A 19,527-nucleotide genomic window follows, 5' to 3' on the forward strand; every position below is an offset into this window, starting at 1 on the left:
TGGCTCATGCACGCCAAGCCCACCGCCGCCGCCCGCACGTCGAGGAACGTCGCGCTGGAGCTTGGTTTCAGGCGCTGCGCCCAGGATCTGCGCATGCTGCTCCTGACCACGCCCTTGGGTTGGCTGCTGGTGGCCTGGATCTGCTGGGACCGCGTGCCCATGGAACATCTGGGCTGGTGGCTGGGCGGATTTGCGGTCAGTTGGATCATCGCGCTGCTCCTGCTCACCCTGCTACTGCGCCTGCCATCCCCACAACGTCGCCGCCACGGCTGGCTGCTCCATGCAGCGGCGGCGTTGGATGGCATGGCCTGGGCAGCCATGGTGCCCCTGCTGATGCCCGACACGGGCGCCAAGGCACTCCTGCCCTGGCTGATCGTGCTGTTGTGCGGCGGCGCGGCCGTGACGGCACCGATCTACGCGTCTTATGTCCGAGCCCATTTTTCCTACCTCGCGGGTTTGTTTGGCGTCTTGCTCGGACATACCCTGTGGCGGTTCCCGGACGTAGAGCATCTGAGCATCACCCTGGGACTGACCGTCTTCCTCGTGCTGCTGACCTGGCACATCCGCCGCATCGGCCATTCGGCGGAGGAAGCCGTGCGCCAGCAGCTGAAAAACACCGCCAAGAGCGAGCGCCTGGCGGGTCTGCTGCGCGTGGCGCGGCGCGATGCCGAGACCGACGCGCTGACCGGACTGGCCAACCGACGCCTGCTCGACAGCACGCTGTCGAGCCGCTGGCAAGCCGGTGGACTCAATGATCGACGAGAACGTCCCCTCTCGGTGCTGATGCTGGACCTGGACCATTTCAAGCGCGTGAACGACACGCACGGACATGACGTGGGCGACCAGATCCTCAAGGCGTTTGCGGTCCGCACCAGCAAGCAGCTGCGCAAACCCGATTTGTTCGCGCGCTACGGCGGCGAAGAGTTCACCGTGCTGCTGCCTGGCACGGACGCCGCGAAGGCCATGCTGATCGCGGAGCGCGTGCGCGCCTCGATCGCGGGCATGCCCTTGATCGCCGAGCCGCCGGTGCCGATCACGGTGTCGATTGGCGTCGCGCAGCGCAAGCCGAACGAAAGCACGGAGTCCCTGCTAGCGCGCGCGGACGCCGCGCTCTACGCCGCCAAGCAGGGCGGGCGCAACCGCGTGATGCTGGCGGAGTAAGAGACGGGACGGCATCACCGCGCAGCCTCAATCCGAGTTCAGCGGCCCGTCACGGGGAGGGCGCGTGTCCTGCCCCACAGCACGAAAGCAATCAACACGATCAGCACCGCATTCATCGGCAGCACCATCGTCTCGCCCCGCACGGCGTGAAAGCCCAACGCGAGCACCTGAAGCACCAGCAAGCCGATGGCGGCCAGCGCAGTCAGTCGAGGCCGGATGCGGGTGAGGGAGGGCAGAAGAATGCCCAAGCCGCCGAGCAGATCGGCGATGGCCGTCACCGGCACCAGGAACGGCAACTGCGCCGTCCACGGCATCATCTTGGCGAGCTCCTCGGCTGGCGTCGCGAGCTTGGTGACGCCCGCGTAAATGAAGAAGAGGGCCAGCAAGCCCTGAGTCAGCCACAGGGCGATGCTGAGGACAGTTCTGGGTCGGCCGTTGGCCTTGGCGTTGGACATCATGAAAAACTCCTTGGTGGGTTGGTGGCCCCCGACTGCCAGGGGCGCTGCCACGAAGTTAAGGCCGCTGAAGCATTTACGGAAGCGATAAAAAATCGATCAAAATCATCTCCAAAGGAGATGGATCATGATCGGCACGCTCACCTTGGACCAGCTGCGCGTGCTGGTGGCGATTGAAGAGACCGGCAGCTTCTCCGCGGCGGGCCGGCGGCTGCGACGGGTGCAGTCCGCCATCAGCCACACCGTGCAAGCGCTCGAAACGGCGCAGGGCATCGCGTTGTTCGATCGCAGCGGCCGGGTGCCGCGCTTCACCGAAGCGGGCAGGGTCCTGGCGGCACAAGCGCGCCAAGTGCTGCGCCAAGCCGAGGCGTTCGAGCGCACGGCCCAATCGATGGCGGCCGGGTTGGAGCCGGAGCTGAGCCTGGCGGTGGACAGCTTCGTGCCGACGCCACCTTTGATCCGCAGCTTGGCTGGGCTGCGGACGCAGCACCCCGAACTCGCCGTGACGCTGTTCACCGAAGGCATGGGCGCGGCCGAACGCAGGGTGCATGAGGGTTCCGCCACCCTCGGGCTGTGCGCGCTGCTGCCCTCCATGCATCAAGACCTGCAGGCCAGCGCGTTGACCGAGGTCACCCTGGTGCCCGTGGTGGCAACGACCCACGCCTTGGCGCGCGAAACCAGGGTGCTGACGCGCGACATCCTGGCGGAACATGTGCAGCTGATCCTGACCGATCCACTGCAACGACCGGGACCGAGCTTCAGCGTGGTGAGCCCCCGGGTCTGGCGCTTCGTCGAGATCGCCCGCCGATTGGAATTCCTGCTCGCCGGTTTCGGCTGGGGCACGATGCCGCTGCACTTGGTGCAGCCGCATCTGGAGGCAGGACGGCTGGCGCGGCTGCCCATCGACGACCCCGGGCTGCTGCCCCGATCCGTCGGCCTGTTTGCCATCCACCACCGCCAGCGGCCTCTGGGCTTGGGCGCGCGCTGGCTGCTGGCCGAATTGCAGCGGCAAAGCTGGTTCGATTAGCGTCTGCCAGAGGACGGCAGCGAGGGTATGAACCGGCTCATTTCGGCAAGCGGGTCACCACCCCTTCAACCAGCCAGTTCATGCTCAGAATCTGCGCATCGCTCAAGGTTTGGCCACGCGCGATGACCACCTGGCCTTCGTTGTCGCGCACCTCGGCCATGGCATGGAAGGGATGGAGACGGCCTGCGGCAACGTCACGCTGACGGGCGAGCACTTCCTCGCGCACCGCAGCGGGCACCTTGGGCCCAAAGCCCTCGACACGGATCATGCCCTCCTTCACACCACCCCAGACACTGCCGCTCTTCCAGCTGCCATCCAACACGGCACGCACGCGGCGGGTGTAGTAGTCACCCCATTGGTGGGTCACGGCGACGATCTGCGCATCGGGCGCGATCTTGCGCATGTCGGAGTGGTAGGCCACGGCCAAGGCGCCGCGCTCTTGGGCGGCGGTCATCACCGCCGGACTGCCCGTGTGGAAGGCCAACACCTGCGCGCCCTGGTTGAGCAGGCTCAGCGCCGCCTCGCGCTCCTTGGGCGGGTTGAACCATTCGCTGATGAAGAGCACACGCACCGTGGCCTGCGGATTGACCGAGCGCATGCCCAGGGTGAAGGCGTTGATGCCCTGTAGCACCTCGGGGATGGGAAAGCCCGCCACGTAACCGGCCTGGGTGGCCAGGCGACCGGCGGCCACGCCCGCGAGGTAACGGCCTTCGTAATAACGCGCGTTGGCGGCAGCCACGTTGGGGGCGGTTTTGTAGCCCGTGATCGACTCGAACCTCACGTCTGGGAATTCCGCCGCCACACGCAGCGTCGGCTCCATGTAGCCGAAGCTCGGCGTGAAGATGATCTTGTTGCCTTGCAGCGCCAGATCGCGGATCACGCGCTCGGCATCCGCGCCTTCGGGCACGTTCTCCACATAGCGGGTGCTGACCTTGCCGCTGGCCTTGAAGGCCGCCTCGACGGCCAAGCGACCTTCCTCATGCTGCCGCACCCAACCCGCGTCGGTGAGCGGGGCGACATACACAAAGGCCGCCTTGAGCGGCCCCGGGGTGGCCGCCGGTGCCGACGCAAGGTCGGGCGCTGGCCCCGAAGGTCGGGCGGACTGTGAAAAAACGGGGGGGCAAAACAAGGCAGCCGCAAGCGCCAGGCATGGCGCGGCCACGAGGTTTTTGTACATGGTGTTCCTCTACATGGTCCCGAAATGAAAAATGCGCGCGGCCTGGGACTCAGCCGTGCGCGGACCGATTTTCCCACGAAGTTCCAGGGTGCCATGACGCGATGCTCGAGCCCGCCCTCATCCAACTTCGTTTTGTTGCAAGTGCTTATCAATTGCAGGCGAAGCAAGCCAGGGTAAGAACCCTGGAAAAATGAAAAAGTCCTCCTAGAATCCGCCCCACGCTTGAGGCAATGCCGTCGCCAGGCTGGTGCGCCGCCTCTTCCTTTCAACGCGAAAAGAAGGTGCCCCCATGGTGCAGCTCTCCAGACGCCAGTTCATGAAAGTGACTGGCACCACACTGGCGGGTTCGAGCCTGGCGCTGATGGGCTTCTCGCCCGCCACCGCCCTGGCCGACGTCCGACAGTACAAACTCTCCGCCGCCACGGTGACCCGCCAGACCTGCACCTACTGCTCGGTCGGTTGCGGCATCCTGATGTACTCGCACGGCGACGGCGCGAAGAACGTGCGTTCCACCGTGTTCCACGTCGAGGGTGACCCGGACCACCCGGTCAACCGCGGCACGCTCTGCCCCAAGGGCGCGGGCCTGCTGGACATCATCAACAGCCCCAGCCGCCTGACGTATCCCGAGTACCGCGCGCCGGGCTCCAACGAGTGGAAGCGCCTGTCCTGGGACGAGGCGCTGGACCGCATCGCCAAGCTGCTCAAGGCCGACCGCGACGCCAACTTCGTCGAGAAGACGGCGGATGGCCTGACGGTCAACCGCTGGCTCACCACCGGCATGCTGGCGGCCTCGGCCTCCAGCAACGAGGCCGGCTACATCACCCACAAGGTCGCCCGTTCCTGGGGCCTGCTCGCATTCGACAACCAAGCCCGTGTCTGACACGGCCCGACGGTGGCAGGTCTTGCCCCGACGTTTGGCCGTGGAGCGATGACGAACCATTGGGTCGACATCAAGAACGCGGATGTGATTCTGATCATGGGCGGCAATGCCGCCGAGGCGCACCCCTGCGGATTCAAGTGGGTGACGGAAGCGAAGGCGCACAACAAGGCGCACTTCATGGTGGTGGACCCGCGCTTCAACCGCTCGGCGTCCGTGGCCGACTTCTACGCGCCGATCCGTTCCGGCAGTGACATCGCCTTCCTGGGCGGCATCATCAATTACCTGCTGACGAACGACAAGATCCACCACGAGTACGTGAAGGCCTACACGGACTTCACCTTCATCGTGCGCGAGGACTTCAAGTTCGACGAGGGCATTTTCTCGGGCTACAACCCCGAGAAACGCACCTACGACAAGTCCAGCTGGGACTACGAGCTGGGTGCGGACGGCTACGTCAAGACGGACCCCACGCTCAAGCACCCGCGCAGCGTCTACCAGCTGATGAAGCAGCACTACGCGCGCTACACGCCCGAGATGGTCGAGCGCGTCTGCGGCACGCCCAAGGAGAAGTTCCTGCACGTGTGCGAGCAGTTCGCGTCCACGGCCGTGCCGGGCCGCGCGGCCACCATCATGTACGCGCTGGGCTGGACGCAGCACAGCACGGGCGCGCAGATGCTGCGCACCGGCGCCATGGTGCAACTGCTGTGCGGCAACATCGGCGTGGCGGGCGGTGGCATGAACGCGCTGCGCGGCCACAGCAACATCCAGGGCCTGACGGACCTGGGCCTGCTGTCGGGCAGTTTGCCGGGCTACCTCACCCTGCCGGGACAAGCCGAACAGGACTACGCCAAGTACATCGAAGCGCGCGCGCAGAAACCCCTGCGCGCCAACCAGATGAGCTATTGGCAGAACTACGGCAAGTTCCACGTCAGCCTGATGAAGGCCTGGTACGGCCCCGCCGCGACCAAGGAGAACAACTGGGCCTTCAACTACCTGCCCAAGCTCGACAAGCAGTACGACATGCTGCAGGTCTTCGAGCTGATGCACCAGGGCAAGGTCAACGGCTACATCGCCCAGGGCTTCAACCCCATCGCCTCGCTGTCCAACAAGGACCGCGTGCGCGATGGGCTGTCCAAGCTCAAGTTCCTGGTCGTGATGGACCCCCTGGCGACGGAAACGGCTGAGTTCTGGAAAAACCACGGCGAGTACAACGACGTGGACACGGCCTCGATCCAGACCGAGGTGTTCCGCCTGCCGACCACCTGCTTCGCCGAGGAAGATGGCGCGGTCGTCAGTTCCTCGCGCGTGCTGCAGTGGCACTGGAAGGCGGCCCAGCCCCCGGGCGAGGCGCGCACGGACATCCACATCATGTCCTCGCTGCACCAGCGCATGAAGACGCTGTACGCCAAGGAAGGCGGCAAGTTCCCCGACCCCATCCAGAACCTCTGGTGGCCATACGCGAAGGCCGAGGAACCGACCCCCGAGGAAGTGGCCAAGGAGTACAACGGTCGCGCCCTGGTCGATTTGATCGACCCCAAGGACAAGACCACGGTGCTGCGCAAGGCGGGCGAACAGGTCTCCGGCTTTGGTGAACTGCGCGACGACGGCACGACGATCGGCGGCTGCTGGATCTACGCGGGCGCCTGGACCACCGCGGGCAACCAAATGGCGCGGCGCGACAACAGCGACCCCACGGGCATCGGCAACACGCTGAACTGGGCCTGGGCTTGGCCGGCCAACCGCCGCGTGCTCTACAACCGCGCGTCCTGCGACCCGAGCGGCAAGCCCTTCAACCCCAAGCGCAAGCTGGTGGCCTGGAACCCCGCCGCCAACGGTGGCGCGGGCGGCTGGGGCGGCGCGGATGTGCCGGACTTCGGCGGCACCCTCGCGCCCGAGACCGGTGCCGGCCCCTTCATCATGAACCCTGAAGGCGTGGCCCGCTTCTTCTCGCGCAAGGGCTTGAACGAAGGCCCCTTCCCCGAGCACTACGAACCCTTCGACACGCCGCTGGGCTACAACCCGCTGAACCCGAAGAACGCCAAGGCGACCAGCAACCCGGCCGCGCGCGTGTTCCCGGAGATCTGGAAGACCTTCGGCGAAGCCAAGGAGTTCCCACACGTGGGCACTACCTACCGGCTGACCGAGCACTTCCACTACTGGACCAAGCACGCGGTGCTGAATGCCATCACCCAGCCCGAGCAGTTCGTCGAGATCGGCGAGGCCCTGGCCAAGGAAGTGGGCGTGAAGACCGGCGAGCGCATCCGCGTCTCGTCCAAGCGAGGTCACATCGTGGCGGTCGCGCTGGTCACCAAGCGCATCAAGCCCATGCAGGTGGATGGCAAGCCGCTGCACCACGTGGGCATCCCAATCCACTGGGGCTTCACCGGCGTGACCAAGAAGGGCTATCTGGCGAACACGCTGACGCCTTTCGTCGGCGATGGCAACACCAACACGCCCGAGTTCAAGACCTTCCTGGTCAAGGTTGAGAAAGCGTAAGGAAATGAACATGACCCCCAAGCTCATTTCATTCGCGGCCCCCCAAGGGGGCGCAGCCTCCTTCGGGGCGGCCCGTCAGGAGGCATGACCATGTCATCACTGCAATCTCTCGACATCGTGCGGCGTTCCGCCACCACCACGCCCTCGCCGAGCATCCGCGAGGCGCATTCCGGCGAGGTCGCCAAGCTCATCGACGTGTCCAAGTGCATCGGCTGCAAGGCCTGCCAGACCGCCTGCATGGAGTGGAACGACCTGCGCGAGGACGTCGGCTCCAACCACGGCGTCTATGACAACCCGATGGACCTGACCGAACACTCGTGGACCGTCATGCGGTTCACCGAGTACGACAACACGGCCACGGGCAACCTGGAATGGCTGATCCGCAAGGACGGCTGCATGCACTGCGCGGACCCTGGCTGCCTCAAGGCCTGCCCCTCGCCCGGCGCGATCGTGCAGTACGCGAACGGCATCGTGGACTTTCAGGAAGAGCACTGCGTCGGCTGCGGCTACTGCGTCACCGGCTGTCCCTTCGACGTGCCCCGCATCTCGAAGAAGGACAAGAAAGCCTACAAGTGCACGCTGTGCTCCGACCGCGTGGCCGTGGGCCAGGAGCCGGCCTGCGTCAAGACCTGCCCCACTGGCGCCATCATGTTCGGCACCAAGGACGCGATGAAGGACCAGGCGGCCGAGCGCATCGCCGACCTGAAGGAACGCGGCTTCGAGAAGGCCGGCTTGTACGACCCGGCTGGCGTGGGCGGCACGCACGTCATGTACGTGCTGCACCACGCGGACCAGCCCTCGCTGTACGCGGGCCTGCCCAACGAGCCGAAGATCAGCCCCATGGTCAGTCTCTGGAAGGGCGTGGCCAAACCGCTGGCGATGTTCGCGCTGGGCGCAGCCGCGCTGGGGGGCTTGTTCCACTTCATCACCAAGGGTCCCAACGAAGTCTCCAAGGAACTGGAAGACGAGATGGAACGCGAAGACAAGAAAGCCAAGGAGGCCTGACCATGCAACGCAACCCCCGCGATTTGCAACGCTACACGGCGTCCGAGCGCGCCAACCACTGGGCCGTGGGCATCTGCTTCATCCTGCTGGCGCTGTCGGGTCTGGCCTTCTTCCACCCCGCCTTCTTCCCGCTCACCCAACTCTTCGGTGGCGGGCCCTGGACGCGCATCCTGCACCCCTACATTGGCCTGGTGATGGCCGCGGGCTTCGTGATGATGTTCCTGCGCTTCTGGCGCCTCAACGTCATCGAAGCGCGCGACAAGGAATGGCTGAGGAACGTGCGCAAGATGGTGGACGGCAACGACCACGACATGCCTGAGCAGGGCAAGTACAACGGTGGCCAGAAGGTGCTGTTCTGGGGTCTGGTGGTCTGCATGGCCCTGCTGCTGGTGAGCGGCGTGCTGATGTGGCGGGCCTGGTTCAACCTGCCGGTGACGCTGGTGCGCCTGGCCTCGGTGCTGCATGCCGTCGCGGCGGTGGGCATGATCGGCCTGATCATCCTGCACGTCTACGCGGCGATCTGGACCCGTGGCACCATCCGCGCCATGCTCTACGGCACGGTCACCCGCGCCTGGGCCAAGCAGCATCACCGCGGCTGGTACCGCGAGCAGACCGGCGACAATCGCTGACAACACGCCACCGCGGTTGCCGCGCCACGCCGCCGGAGGACCCGGCGGCGTTTTCATTTTTCAGGACCTCCATGCAACGCATCCTTCAGCCCGGCGACATCGAAGCGCTTGACCACACCGCCTTCACCCGCGTGCGCCTGCCCGAGCCCGGTAGCCTCTACACCGACCGTGCCGCGCGCCTGGCGCAACTGGCCGAAGGCAACCCCATCGCCGACTACCTGCGCTTCGCCGCGCGCCTGGTGCGTGCGCAAGCCCGAGTCGCGGCCCAGTTGGCGCCCTTGTCCTTCAGCGAGGCCGAGGTGCAGCAAGTGGCGCGCGCGCAAGAACATTCCATGCCGCTGTTCCCCGCCGCCGAACACATCGCCCCGGACTGGCGCGCGGTGTTGACTCAGGTGCTGGACGCGCTGGAACATGGCGAGCAGTCCTCCACGAAACCCGTCGAACCGCTGCCCACGGCCATCGCGGGCCTGATCACGCGCCTGCGTGGCATGAAGGGCGAAGACCTCGACGCGCTGGCCCACCGCATGGTGACGCGCCTGGCCCTGCTGCAGACGCCCGGCAAGTCGACCGAGGCCGATGAACTGGCCCTGCAACCCCTGGTGCTGGCCGCGCTGCAAGTCACCTACACCCACCGCGCCAGCCACCTGCGCGTCGCCGACGTCCCCTACACCGACCCCGCCAGCATCTGCCCCGTCTGCGCCGCCCCACCCGTGGTCAGCGTGTTGCGCATCGGTGGCCAATCTGCCGGTCACCGCTACTTGCATTGCGGCCTGTGCAGCACGGAGTGGCACATGGTGCGCGTCAAATGCAGCCACTGCGAATCCACGGAGGGCATCCGCTACCAGGGCGTCGAAAGCCAGGTGCAGGACGGTGAAACGCAGACCGAGACCGCGGACAAGAGCGCAGGGGGCAAGAAAGACCAGCAGGTCGTGCTGGCCGAGACTTGCGATCACTGCCACGGCTACCGCAAGATCGTGAACCAGGAAAAAGACCCGCTGGCCGAGCCGCTGGCCGACGACCTGGCCACGCTGACGCTCGACTTGCTGATGAGCGAAACCCCCTACGCCCGCGCCGGTGCCAACCCGCTGCTGGCCTTCGCCGCTGAATGAGCTGTTCGAGTGCAGACCAACGTGATAGCCTGAGGCTCCGCCACCTTCTTTCGCGAGTGATGAGTTCATCCTCCCTAGAACCCGCCCGTCGCGGCCCCGGCCTGCTGGCCAAACTGCCCTCCGTCGATCGCGTGCTCGTCCAACCGGCGCTACGCGCCCTGGCCGCGCAGTACGGCCACGGTCAAGTCACGGACGCACTGCGCGACGCGCTCGACCGCTTGCGCGCGCAGGCTCAGTCCGGCGCCCTCACGGCCGAGCAACTGGACGCCCAAGCCACGACCGAAGCCTTGGCTGGCACCGTCACGCAGCGCCTGGAGGCCAAGTTCGCCCCGCGCCTGCGCGCCGTGTTCAACCTCAGCGGCACGGTGTTGCACACCAACCTCGGCCGCGCCCTGCTGCCTGACGAGGCCGTTCAGGCCGTGGTGCGTGCGCTGACCACGCCCGCGAATCTGGAGTTCGATCTGGCGACCGGCGGACGCGGCGACCGCGACGACCTGGTGGACGAACTGCTGCGCGAACTCACCGGCGCCGAAGCCGCGACGGTGGTCAACAACAACGCCGCCGCCGTGCTGCTCACGCTGAGTGCACTGGCCGCGAAGAAGGAAGTCATCGTCTCGCGCGGTGAACTGGTGGAGATCGGCGGCGCCTTCCGCATCCCGGACATCATGAAGCGCGCGGGCGCGACGCTGGTCGAGGTCGGCACCACCAACCGCACCCACGCCAAGGACTATGCCGAAGCCATCACGCCGCGCACCGCCTTGCTGATGAAGGTTCACACCAGCAACTACGCGGTCACCGGCTTCACCAAGAGCGTGCCCGAAAGCGAGGTCGCGCAGATCGCGCACGCGGCCAGCGCGGCGCACCCGCATGGCGTGCCGTTGGTGGTGGACTTGGGCAGCGGCACCTTGGTGGATCTGTCACGCTGGGGCCTGCCGCACGAACCCACGGTGCGCGAGACCATCGCCGCGGGCGCCGACCTCGTCACCTTCAGCGGCGACAAGCTGCTGGGCGGCCCGCAAGCGGGGTTGATCGTGGGCCGCAAGGACCTGATCGCCAAGATCAAGAAGAACCCGCTCAAGCGCGCGCTGCGCGTCGGCAAGCTGACCCTGGCCGCGCTCGAGCCCGTGCTGCGCCTCTACCTCACGCCCGAACGCCTGGCCGAGCGGCTCACCACGCTGCGCCTCTTCACCCGCCCGCAGGCGCAGATGCACGCGCAGGCCGAAGCCTTGAAACCTCTGTTGCAGGGGGCGTTGGGCTCAGCGTACACGGTAGAGACTGCACCCATGTTCAGCCAGATCGGCAGCGGCGCCCTGCCCTCGGACACTTTGCCCAGCCATGGTCTGCGCGTGCGGCCGGTGGACGCCAAACGCGCGGGTCGTGCGATCACCCGACTCGAAACCAGTCTGCGCCAGTTGCCGCGCCCGGTAATTGGCCGCGTTGCCGACGACAGCCTCTGGTTCGACCTGCGCTGCCTGGAAGCCCAGGACGCGGCGGACTTCGTCGCGCAACTCGCCTTGCTGCAAACAGCATTGGAAGCATGAAATTGCAAACCTCCAGTGGCCGCGGAGCAGGCCAAACGCGGGCTCCCGCGGAACCGGCTTTGCCGGGCCGCTGGGAGCGCCCCCGTGAGGGGCTGAGAGGCCGCGGCTCCAAGCCTGCCTGCGCAGGCTTGGACGGCCCGAAGAGCCCCGGCCTCTGGCCGTGGCACAGATGCCGACCCACACGAAGTGGGGGAGCAACGGGGGAGGGCCTGTTTTGATCATCGGCACCGCCGGTCACATCGACCACGGCAAAACCACGCTGGTGCGCGCGCTCACCGGCGTGGACACCGACCGCCTCAAGGAAGAGAAGGCGCGGGGCATCTCCATCGAGTTGGGGTATGCCTACACGCCCTTGCCGCAGACCTCGGGCGAGGACGCCCGCCAGGTGCTGGGCTTCATCGACGTGCCGGGCCACGAGAAATTTGTCCACACCATGGCAGCGGGCGTGGCCGGCATCGACCATGCCCTGCTGGTGGTCGCAGCCGACGACGGCGTGATGCCACAGACACGGGAGCACCTCGCCATCGCCCTGCTGCTGGGCGTGCGCGAGGGCAGCATTGCGCTGACCAAGACCGACCGCGTCGACACCCAGCGCATCCATGCCGTGCGCGAGGAGTTGCGTGCCCTGCTGGTCGGCACGCCGCTGGCGGATGCGGTGCTGTTCGAGACCACGGCCACGCGCGACGACGATCCCGGCGTGGCCGCGCTGCGCACCCACCTCTTTGAGCGCGCGCGTGCGCATGCGACGCGACCCGACAGCGGCCTGTTCCGCCTCGCCGTGGATCGGGTCTTCACGCTCGCGGGCCAGGGCACGGTGGTCACGGGCACGGTGTTCGGTGGCACGGCTCGGATCGGCGACAACCTGCGCCATTCGGCCAGCGGTCAGATGGTGAGGGTGCGCAGCATCCACGCACAGAACCGCGCCAGCGCGAGCGGCCATGCCGGTCAACGGGTTGCACTGGCCCTCGTGGGCATCGAGAAAGAGGCCATTCAACGCGGCGATTGGATCGCCGACGCACGCGCGCTGCGGGCCAGTCGCCGCATGGACGTGCGCCTGCACCTGCTGCCCGATGCGGAGATTCGCGCCTGGACGCCGGTGCATGTGCACCTGGGCGCGGCCCACCATCTGGCGCACGCGGTACCGCTGGAAGGCGACACGGTTCGCCATGGGGACCCCCAACGCCCCCACTCGGGGTCCACTGACCCCGAGGACGGCGCGGATCGGGGAGCGCGTGTTCAACTGGTCTTCGACACCGATGTGCACGCCACGGCAGGCGATCGCTACATCCTGCGCAACGCGCAGGCCAGCCGCACCCTCGGTGGAGGGCAAGTGCTCGACCCCTACGCCCCCGAACGCAAGCGCCGCAGTCCCGAACGCTTGGCCTGGCTGGATGCGTTGCAACAGGTCTTAGCCGAGGGGACACTCGCACCTTTGCTGAACCACGCGCCGCAAGGGCTCACGCGGGCGCACCTGGCCCTGCTGCTGGGGCGTCCCCCCGAGTCGCTGTCCCTGCCCGCCGACACGCGGGCATTGACGCTCGCCGAGGACGACGCCCTGCTCATCACCCCCGCGCACTGGCAAGCCCTGCGCGCCCAGGTGCTGGACGCCCTGACCCGCGTGCACACGCAATCGCCCGACGAGCCCGGCGTCAACGCCGCGCGCCTGCGCCGCATGGCCTTGCCCACCCTGAACTCGGCCACGCTGTCACAGGGCGATGCGCTCTGGCAAGGATTGCTCACGGCCTTGTTGGCCGAGGGCGCGCTCGCCCAGAGCGGAGCGTGGCTGCACCTGCCCACTCACCGCGTGGAGCTGAGCGCCAGCGAGGAGGCCTTGGCCGAGCGGCTCCTGCCCGCGCTGCGGGGCATGACGCCCGCCGAAGGTTACGACCCACCCTGGGTGCGCGATCTGGCGAAAGACTTCCACGTGGGGGAAGAGGTGGTGCGTCAGCTGCTGCGCAAGCTGGCCCGCCAAGGGGCGCTGCACCAGGTGGTCAAGGATTTGTTCTACAGCGCCGAGCGCATGGACGAACTCGCTGCGCTGATCGCGCGCCTGGCGGCCGAGGCGGCGCCTCCGGCGGCCCATGACGGCGCGCGTGCCGCGCCCGTCCTGAGCGGCGCCGTCGAAGCCGCGCACTTTCGCGACGCGACGGGCCTGGGCCGCAAGCGTGCCATCCAGGTGCTGGAGTACTTCGACCGCGTGGGCTACACGCGCCGCGTGCGCGACGCGCACCTGCTGCGGCCGGGCGTGAGCTGGCAAGGCGCAAGCTAGGGCCTGTTCACACTCATTTCCCGAGTGCGAACAGGCCCTAAGCTCTTCTAGAATCATCCACCGCTCACGGGCCGCTGTTCGTGACCGAAGGAAGGCATACGCACCCGGTGGTGCGCCCGGGCTTCAAACCCGGTAGGGGGCGTCAGTCGCTTCCTGGTAGGTTCGACTCCTGCTGCTTTCCGCCCTGGCCACTATGAAGGTCGGCGTGAAGGACTCACTGGAACGCCGCGAAGTAGGCATCCAGCCGCGCAATCTCACGCTGCTTGTCGGCCTCGTCCATGAAGCTGGCCTCGAAGCTGTTGCGCGCCAGGGTGTAGGCATGACCCGCGTTGAGTGCGGGCAAGGCCGCGAAGGTCTGCAGGTAGTTCTCGTTGACGTAGCCGCCGAAATAGGCTGGGTCGTCGGAATTGACCGTCGCGCACAGGCCCGCGTCCAGCAGAGCGCCGAGGTTGTGCTGCGCCAGCGTGGGGAAGACGCAGAGCTTGAGGTTGGACAGCGGACACACGGTGAGCGGCACGCGCTCTTGGGCCAGACGGGCCATCAGCGCCGGGTCCTTGACCGATTGCACGCCATGGTCGATGCGCTCGGCGCCCAGCAGATCGAGCGCGCCCCAGACATAGGCTGGCGGGCCTTCCTCGCCCGCGTGGGCCACGATGCGCAGGCCCAGCTCACGGCAACGCGTGAACAGGCGGGTGAATTTCTCGGGCGGATGACCGACTTCGCTGCTGTCCAGCCCCACGCCGATGAACTTGTCGCGGTAAGGCAGGGCGGCCTCCAGCGTGGCCAGGCCGTCTTCCTCGCTGAGGTGGCGCAGGAAGCAAAGGATCAGCGCTGCGCTGATGCCCAGCTTGTGTTGCGCGTCCATGCAGGCGCGGTGCAGGCCGTTGACGACGGTGGCCATGGCCACGCCGCGCGCGGTGTGGGTCTGCGGGTCAAAGAACAATTCGGCGCGGCTCACATGGTCGGCCGCGGCGCGCTCGAAGTAGGCCCAGGCCATGTCGTAGAAGTCCTGCTCCTGCAGCAGTACGCTGGCGCCCGCGTAATAGATGTCGAGGAAACTCTGCAAGTCAGTGAAGGCGTAAGCGCGACGCAGTTCCTCCACGCTGGCATAGGGAATCGACACGCCGTTGCGTTGGGCCAGCTGGAAGATCAGCTCGGGCTCCAGCGAACCTTCAATGTGCATGTGGAGCTCGGCCTTGGGCATGCCACGCAGCAAATCAGGCAGGCGCGCGGAGGTCACGGCGGGGAAATGGGGGGTCTTCATCATCGGGTCCCGATCGTTTGTGGGGTCATGGACGGGCAGTAGCCGGTGTCGCGGGCGCTTTCAGCAGGTCCCGAAGCGCACCCCCAGTTCGCGCAGATAGCGGCGGTAATGGGATGAGGCCAAGTCCGCCGCGCTGTGCGCTTCCTTGACGGGCGCTTGGTCGGTGATGGGCAGCAGCTTGGGGCGCTGAGATTCCAGCACCGGCTGGTCTTGCCCGAAGATGGTGTTCTGAAAGTCGATCAGCGTTTGGTCTGGGTCTTCGCTGTGGTTCATCGCCATGCGGATCCACACGCGACTGCGCTCGGGATCGACCGGGCACACAAAGAGCGCGATGGATTCGCGGAAGTTGGCGAGCTTCACCGAACCGGCCTCGGGGGCCTTGGTCAGCACGCAGTGGTAAGGCCCCGCGACTTCGTAGGTGTACTCGACCATGGCGCCACCTTGGGCATGGATGCTCGATTGCGGCTGCCAAGCGAAGCACTCCGACACGAAGATGCCCGTGGGCGTCTTGTCCACCTTGTAAGGCGGCTGCGTCACATGATCGCGGGACCCCAGCCAACCCGTGTGCACGAAACCGAAGTGCGACATGTCCAGGAAGTTTTCGACAATGCGCGGCGCGCTGGTCTGCACCTCGTAGGGACCGGATGTCACCTTGCGCAGGTTCACGTCCTCCTCCGCGGCGAAGGCCGGCAGCGGCACCGACACTTGGGCCTGGGTGGCCGCGTCCGCCGGGCTCAGGCAGACCCAGACCAGGCCGTAAGCCTCGCGCACCTGGTGCGCGCAGGCCCGGTGGCCTTCGGGCGGCGTGAACCCCGGCACTGCGGGAATCGCGACGCAGCGCCCTTGCGGTTCGAAACGCCAACCGTGGTAGGGGCATTCAAGCTCGCCCTCCACCACCCGCCCCATGGACAACGCCGCGCCACGGTGCGGACAGCGATCGGTGAAGGCGCGAGCCTGCCCGGCCGCGTCACGCCAGAGCACCAGGTCCTCGCCCAGCACGCGCACGGGCACCGGCTGCTCACGCACGTCACGGCACAAAGCGACGGGATGGAAAAAAGCGCGTTCGATCATGTTCAAAGAAAAACGGGCAACCAGACTCACTGGCTGCCCGAGAGAAGTTCAAAGAAAACGGAAGGTCGAGACGGACCGCCCGGTTATTTGCCCGAGGGGATCTTGCCTTCAACGCCCTTGACGTAGAAGTTCACGCTGTCCTTCCAAGCCTGGTCGGCACTCTTGCCCTTGGCCAACACTTCCTTGCCTTCGTTGGTCACGATGGGGCCGGTGAAGACTTCGAACTTGCCAGCCTTCATCGCGCTCTTGATCTTGTCCACCTGGGCCTTGGTGGCGGCAGGCACTTCGGGCGAAATCTTGATCAGGTCGTTCACGCCATCGGGCACGCCGAGGATGGTACGACCCGTCTTCCAGGTGCCTTTCAGCACCTCGTCAATGGCGCGCTCGTAGTAGGGACCCCAGTTCGCGATGGCCGAACCCAGGTGGGCCTTCTTGGCGAAAGCGCTCATGTCGCTGTCCCAGCCGAAGGCGTACTTGCCATTCTTCTCGGCGGTTTGCAGCACGGCAGAGGAGTCGGTGTTTTGCAGCAGCACGTCGGCGCCGCCGTTGATCAGGCTTTGTGCGGCTTCGCTTTCCTTCGGCGGATCGAACCAGGTGTTGATCCAGACCACCTTGACTTTGATGTTGGGGTTGACCGACTGCGCGCCCAGCGTGAAGCCGTTGATGTTGCGCAGCACTTCAGGAATCGGGAAGGAGCCGACGAAACCCAGCGTGCCGGTCTTGCTCATCTTGCCCGCGATGATGCCGGCCAGGTACGTGTCTTGGTAGAAGGACGCGTCGTAGATGCGCATGTTGGCGGCAGTCTTGTAGCCCGTGGCGTGCTCGAACTTCACGTCCGGGAATTCCTGAGCGACGCGCAGCATGGGCTCCATGAAGCCGAAGGACGTCGCGAAGATGATCTTGTTGCCCTGGGCGGCCAGGTCACGGATCACACGCTCGGCATCGGCGCCTTCGGGCACGTTCTCGACGTAAGTGGTCTTGACCTTGGCGCCGAATTTCTTCTCGACCGCCTTGCGGCCGAGGTCGTGCGCGTAGGTCCAGCCGGCATCGCCCACCGGGCCCACATAGACCCAGGCCGCCTTGAGCGGCTCGGCGGCGAAGGCCGACAGGCTGGATGCGGCCAGCACGGCCGCGGCCAGACCCGCCTTGAAGAGAGAACGTTTGTTCATGGTGCTTCCTTCTGAGGAGAAAAAAATGATGAGGGAATCAAGCAAAAACCACGCCGGGATTATGGCGCGACTGGCCACCAAACAGAAGTGCCCAGAAGGATCGTCACCAAGGGCGGTTCGCGCGCAAACCTCAAGGACTGTCAGAGGGACGGTCTTCGCGGCACCGCTCGGGTACCGCGAGACTACCCGCCTGGATGGAACGGTTTGCCCAGCGAGGCGGGCATGTTGACGCGGATCCAGACCGGATTGCGCGAGATCAGCACCAGCACCACGATGGTGGCCAGATAGGGCAGCATGGCCAGCAACTGGCTGGGAATCTGCACGCCCGCGCTCTGCAGCGCGAACTGCAACATGGTCACGCCACCGAACAGGTAGGCGCCCAGCAGCACGCGGGCGGGTCGCCAGGTGGCGAAGGCCGTCAGGGCCAAGGCAATCCAGCCCCGCCCGGCCACCAGGCCCTGCACCCAGAGGGGCGCATAAACGACCGACAGAAAGGCACCAGCCACACCGCACAAAGCGCCTCCGACCAGCACCGCCATGAAACGGATGCGCCGGACCGGGTACCCCAGGGCGTGCGCGGCCGCAGGCGATTCACCCACCGCGCGCAACACCAGCCCAGCGCGGCTGCGGTAGAGGAACCAAGCCATCAGCGCCGCCACCGCCATGGCCGCATAGACCATGGGGTGCAACTGGAAGAGCGCCGGGCCGACGAAGGGGATGTCGGCCAGCAGTGGCACGGCGTTCGGGGTTTGGTCCTCCAACTTCTTGCCAACCATGGCCACCCCGACGAAGGCGGAAAAGCCGGTGCCAAAGAGACTGAGCGCCAAGCCCGTGGCGTACTGGTTGGTGTTGAGCCAGATCACCAGCAGACCAAAAACGGCCGCCATGCCCGCACCGGCCGCCGCGCCCGCGACGAAACCCACGGCGGTCTCGCCCGTGTGAAAGGCGGCGGCGAAACCGGCAATGGCAGCCACCAGCATCATGCCCTCGGCCCCCAGGTTGAGTACGCCCGCCTTTTCGTTGAGCAGCAAGCCCAGACCGGCCAGCACGAGGGGCGTGCCCGAGGCCAGGGCGGCTGCGATCAGCAATGCGACTTCGTTCATGCCTGTGCTCCGCGCGTTTCGTGAGCCGTCTCTTTTTTCTGTGTCCCCAGGCGTGCGGACCAGCGCACGCGGTAGTGGATCAAGGTGTCACAGGCCAGCAGCAGGAAGAGCAGCGCGCCCTGGAACACGCTGGTCAGCGCATTGGGCAGCCCCAGGCGCGACTGCGACAGCTCGCCGCCAATCAGCAGCATGGACAGCAGCAGGCTGGAGAACACGATGCCCACGGGGTGCAGACGCCCCACGAAGCAGCCGATGATGGCCGCGAAACCGTAGCCCGTGGACAGGTGCGGCGTCAGTTGCCGCACCGGCCCCGCCACCTCCATGGCGCCCGCCAACCCCGCCATGGCCCCCGACAGCAACAAGGCCGTCCACAGGGTGCCCCGGCTGGAGAAGCCCGCGTAGCGCGCCGCGGCCGGCGCCAAGCCGCCGACCTGCAGTTGGTAACCACGCCAGGACTTGGAGAGGAACAGCCAGAAGGCGATCACCGCGACCAAGGCCACGACAAATCCCCAATGCAAGCGCGTGGGCGGCAGCAGCACGGGCAACCAAGTCGAGACGTCGAAGGTTTTGGTCTGCGGGAAGTTGTACCCCTGCGGGTCCTTCCAGGGTCCAAAGACGAGGAAATTCAGCAACTGCTGCGCCACGTAGACCAGCATCAGGCTGACCAGGATTTCATTGGCGTTGAACTGGTCGCGCAACCACGCAACGATGGCCGCCCACAAGGCTCCACCAAGAGCCCCCGCCAGCAGCACCACCGGCGTGTAGAGGCCACGCGGCCCCAGGGGCTCGGGCGACTGGAAGGGCATCAGGGTCTGGCTGTCCAGGTTGACCATGGTCAGCCACAGCGCCACGCCGCCGCCCGTGATGGCGCCGAGCAAGAACTGTCCCTCGGCCCCAATGTTCCAGATGTTGGCCCGGTAGCAGGCCGCCAAACCCAGGGCGCAGAGCATCAGCGGCGTGGCCTTGAGCAGCAACTCAGAAATCGGCCGCAAGCCGCGCAGCGGTTCAACGAAGAACACGGCCAGGCCCGCGAGCGGGTCCTTGTCGAGCGCGACGAACAACAGGCTGGCCAACAGCACCGTCAGCACCAAGGCCAACAAGGGCGAAATCCAGGCCATCCACTGGGAAGGCTGGGGACGGGGTTCGAGCCTCAGCATGCGCCGACCTCGCG

15 protein-coding genes and 1 tRNA gene are annotated in these 19,527 nt (G+C 66.4%); 9 read left to right on the forward strand and 7 right to left on the reverse strand.

Translation table 11 applies throughout. From position 1 onward, the window contains the following. Window positions 1-6: 6 nt before the first annotated feature. Window positions 7-1,161, forward strand: a complete 1,155-nt coding sequence (locus tag ACLBKS_RS08590) for a diguanylate cyclase (protein ID WP_410192393.1) — start codon at window positions 7-9, stop codon at window positions 1,159-1,161. A 38-nt stretch (window positions 1,162-1,199) separates the two neighbouring features. On the opposite strand, the gene ACLBKS_RS08595 is transcribed toward ACLBKS_RS08590, so the two are convergent. After that, the gene (locus ACLBKS_RS08595) at window positions 1,200-1,619 is read right to left on the reverse strand and encodes a DoxX family protein (RefSeq protein ID WP_410192394.1); all 420 of its coding nucleotides are present in this window, start codon (window positions 1,617-1,619) and stop codon (window positions 1,200-1,202) included. A 124-nt stretch (window positions 1,620-1,743) separates the two neighbouring features. Between ACLBKS_RS08595 and ACLBKS_RS08600 the strand changes: the two genes are divergently transcribed. Then, complete coding sequence (locus ACLBKS_RS08600) at window positions 1,744-2,643, forward strand: LysR family transcriptional regulator (RefSeq protein ID WP_410192395.1); 900 nt, start codon at window positions 1,744-1,746, stop codon at window positions 2,641-2,643. A gap of 37 nt (window positions 2,644-2,680) precedes the next feature. Here the strand turns inward: ACLBKS_RS08600 and ACLBKS_RS08605 are convergent, their stop codons facing one another. Beyond that, window positions 2,681-3,820: a BMP family ABC transporter substrate-binding protein gene (locus ACLBKS_RS08605; protein ID WP_410192396.1), complete on the reverse strand. Its 1,140-nt coding sequence runs from the start codon at window positions 3,818-3,820 to the stop codon at window positions 2,681-2,683. 289 nt (window positions 3,821-4,109) lie between these two features. On the opposite strand from ACLBKS_RS08605, the gene fdnG reads away from it, so the two are divergent. The 7 genes from fdnG to ACLBKS_RS08640 all read left to right on the forward strand — a co-directional run bounded on the left by fdnG (window position 4,110) and on the right by ACLBKS_RS08640 (window position 13,931). Next, entirely contained in the window at window positions 4,110-7,196 is a 3,087-nt protein-coding gene (gene fdnG / locus ACLBKS_RS08610) for a formate dehydrogenase-N subunit alpha (protein ID WP_410192397.1), read from the forward strand. Window positions 7,197-7,286: 90 nt separating this feature from the next. Then, window positions 7,287-8,201, forward strand: coding sequence for a formate dehydrogenase subunit beta (gene fdxH, locus ACLBKS_RS08615; protein ID WP_410192398.1), 915 nt, complete (start codon window positions 7,287-7,289; stop codon window positions 8,199-8,201). Between the two features lie 2 nt (window positions 8,202-8,203). Further along, entirely contained in the window at window positions 8,204-8,830 is a 627-nt protein-coding gene (locus ACLBKS_RS08620) for a formate dehydrogenase subunit gamma (RefSeq protein WP_410192399.1), read from the forward strand. A gap of 71 nt (window positions 8,831-8,901) precedes the next feature. Further along, window positions 8,902-9,939, forward strand: a complete 1,038-nt coding sequence (fdhE, locus tag ACLBKS_RS08625) for a formate dehydrogenase accessory protein FdhE (protein WP_410192400.1) — start codon at window positions 8,902-8,904, stop codon at window positions 9,937-9,939. Between the two features lie 59 nt (window positions 9,940-9,998). Beyond that, window positions 9,999-11,480 (forward strand): L-seryl-tRNA(Sec) selenium transferase, encoded by a 1,482-nt coding sequence (gene selA / locus ACLBKS_RS08630; RefSeq protein WP_410192401.1) that lies wholly within the window; start codon window positions 9,999-10,001, stop codon window positions 11,478-11,480. Between the two features lie 214 nt (window positions 11,481-11,694). Further along, on the forward strand, window positions 11,695-13,749 hold the full coding sequence (gene selB / locus ACLBKS_RS08635) for a selenocysteine-specific translation elongation factor (protein WP_410192402.1): 2,055 nt from the start codon (window positions 11,695-11,697) through the stop codon (window positions 13,747-13,749). An 89-nt stretch (window positions 13,750-13,838) separates the two neighbouring features. Next, a tRNA-Sec gene (locus ACLBKS_RS08640) sits at window positions 13,839-13,931 on the forward strand. 32 nt (window positions 13,932-13,963) lie between these two features. Here the strand turns inward: ACLBKS_RS08640 and ACLBKS_RS08645 are convergent. From ACLBKS_RS08645 to ACLBKS_RS08665, 5 genes are all read right to left on the reverse strand, one after another. Further along, window positions 13,964-15,016: an adenosine deaminase gene (locus ACLBKS_RS08645; RefSeq protein WP_410192403.1), complete on the reverse strand. Its 1,053-nt coding sequence runs from the start codon at window positions 15,014-15,016 to the stop codon at window positions 13,964-13,966. Between the two features lie 57 nt (window positions 15,017-15,073). Next, window positions 15,074-16,084 carry a Rieske 2Fe-2S domain-containing protein gene (locus tag ACLBKS_RS08650; RefSeq protein WP_410192404.1) on the reverse strand — a complete coding sequence of 337 codons (1,011 nt, stop codon included), beginning with the start codon at window positions 16,082-16,084 and terminating at the stop codon, window positions 15,074-15,076. 83 nt (window positions 16,085-16,167) lie between these two features. After that, window positions 16,168-17,253 carry a BMP family ABC transporter substrate-binding protein gene (locus tag ACLBKS_RS08655; protein ID WP_410192405.1) on the reverse strand — a complete coding sequence of 362 codons (1,086 nt, stop codon included), beginning with the start codon at window positions 17,251-17,253 and terminating at the stop codon, window positions 16,168-16,170. A 182-nt stretch (window positions 17,254-17,435) separates the two neighbouring features. After that, on the reverse strand, window positions 17,436-18,356 hold the full coding sequence (locus ACLBKS_RS08660; protein ID WP_410192406.1) for an ABC transporter permease: 921 nt from the start codon (window positions 18,354-18,356) through the stop codon (window positions 17,436-17,438). After that, window positions 18,353-19,513 (reverse strand): ABC transporter permease, encoded by a 1,161-nt coding sequence (locus ACLBKS_RS08665; protein WP_410192407.1) that lies wholly within the window; start codon window positions 19,511-19,513, stop codon window positions 18,353-18,355. Before ACLBKS_RS08665 ends, ACLBKS_RS08660 begins: the two co-directional genes overlap by 4 nt. Window positions 19,514-19,527 lie beyond the last annotated feature (14 nt).

This window comes from Hylemonella sp. W303a, assembly GCF_046452315.1.
GTDB lineage: Bacteria > Pseudomonadota > Gammaproteobacteria > Burkholderiales > Burkholderiaceae_C > Hylemonella.

Bases quoted from the DNA above. Each gene is read 5' to 3' on its own strand.
- ACLBKS_RS08600 (WP_410192395.1), top strand. From the start codon at position 1,744: ATGATCGGCACGCTCACCTTGGACCAGCTGCGCGTGCTGGTGGCGATT.
- selA (WP_410192401.1), top strand. From the start codon at position 9,999: ATGAGTTCATCCTCCCTAGAACCCGCCCGTCGCGGCCCCGGCCTGCTG.
- ACLBKS_RS08595 (WP_410192394.1), bottom strand. From the start codon at position 1,619: ATGATGTCCAACGCCAAGGCCAACGGCCGACCCAGAACTGTCCTCAGC.
- ACLBKS_RS08590 (WP_410192393.1), top strand. From the start codon at position 7: ATGCACGCCAAGCCCACCGCCGCCGCCCGCACGTCGAGGAACGTCGCG.
- ACLBKS_RS08620 (WP_410192399.1), top strand. From the start codon at position 8,204: ATGCAACGCAACCCCCGCGATTTGCAACGCTACACGGCGTCCGAGCGC.
- ACLBKS_RS08605 (WP_410192396.1), bottom strand. From the start codon at position 3,820: ATGTACAAAAACCTCGTGGCCGCGCCATGCCTGGCGCTTGCGGCTGCC.
- ACLBKS_RS08660 (WP_410192406.1), bottom strand. From the start codon at position 18,356: ATGAACGAAGTCGCATTGCTGATCGCAGCCGCCCTGGCCTCGGGCACG.
- fdhE (WP_410192400.1), top strand. From the start codon at position 8,902: ATGCAACGCATCCTTCAGCCCGGCGACATCGAAGCGCTTGACCACACC.
- ACLBKS_RS08665 (WP_410192407.1), bottom strand. From the start codon at position 19,513: ATGCTGAGGCTCGAACCCCGTCCCCAGCCTTCCCAGTGGATGGCCTGG.
- fdxH (WP_410192398.1), top strand. From the start codon at position 7,287: ATGTCATCACTGCAATCTCTCGACATCGTGCGGCGTTCCGCCACCACC.
- ACLBKS_RS08650 (WP_410192404.1), bottom strand. From the start codon at position 16,084: ATGATCGAACGCGCTTTTTTCCATCCCGTCGCTTTGTGCCGTGACGTG.
- ACLBKS_RS08645 (WP_410192403.1), bottom strand. From the start codon at position 15,016: ATGATGAAGACCCCCCATTTCCCCGCCGTGACCTCCGCGCGCCTGCCT.
- ACLBKS_RS08655 (WP_410192405.1), bottom strand. From the start codon at position 17,253: ATGAACAAACGTTCTCTCTTCAAGGCGGGTCTGGCCGCGGCCGTGCTG.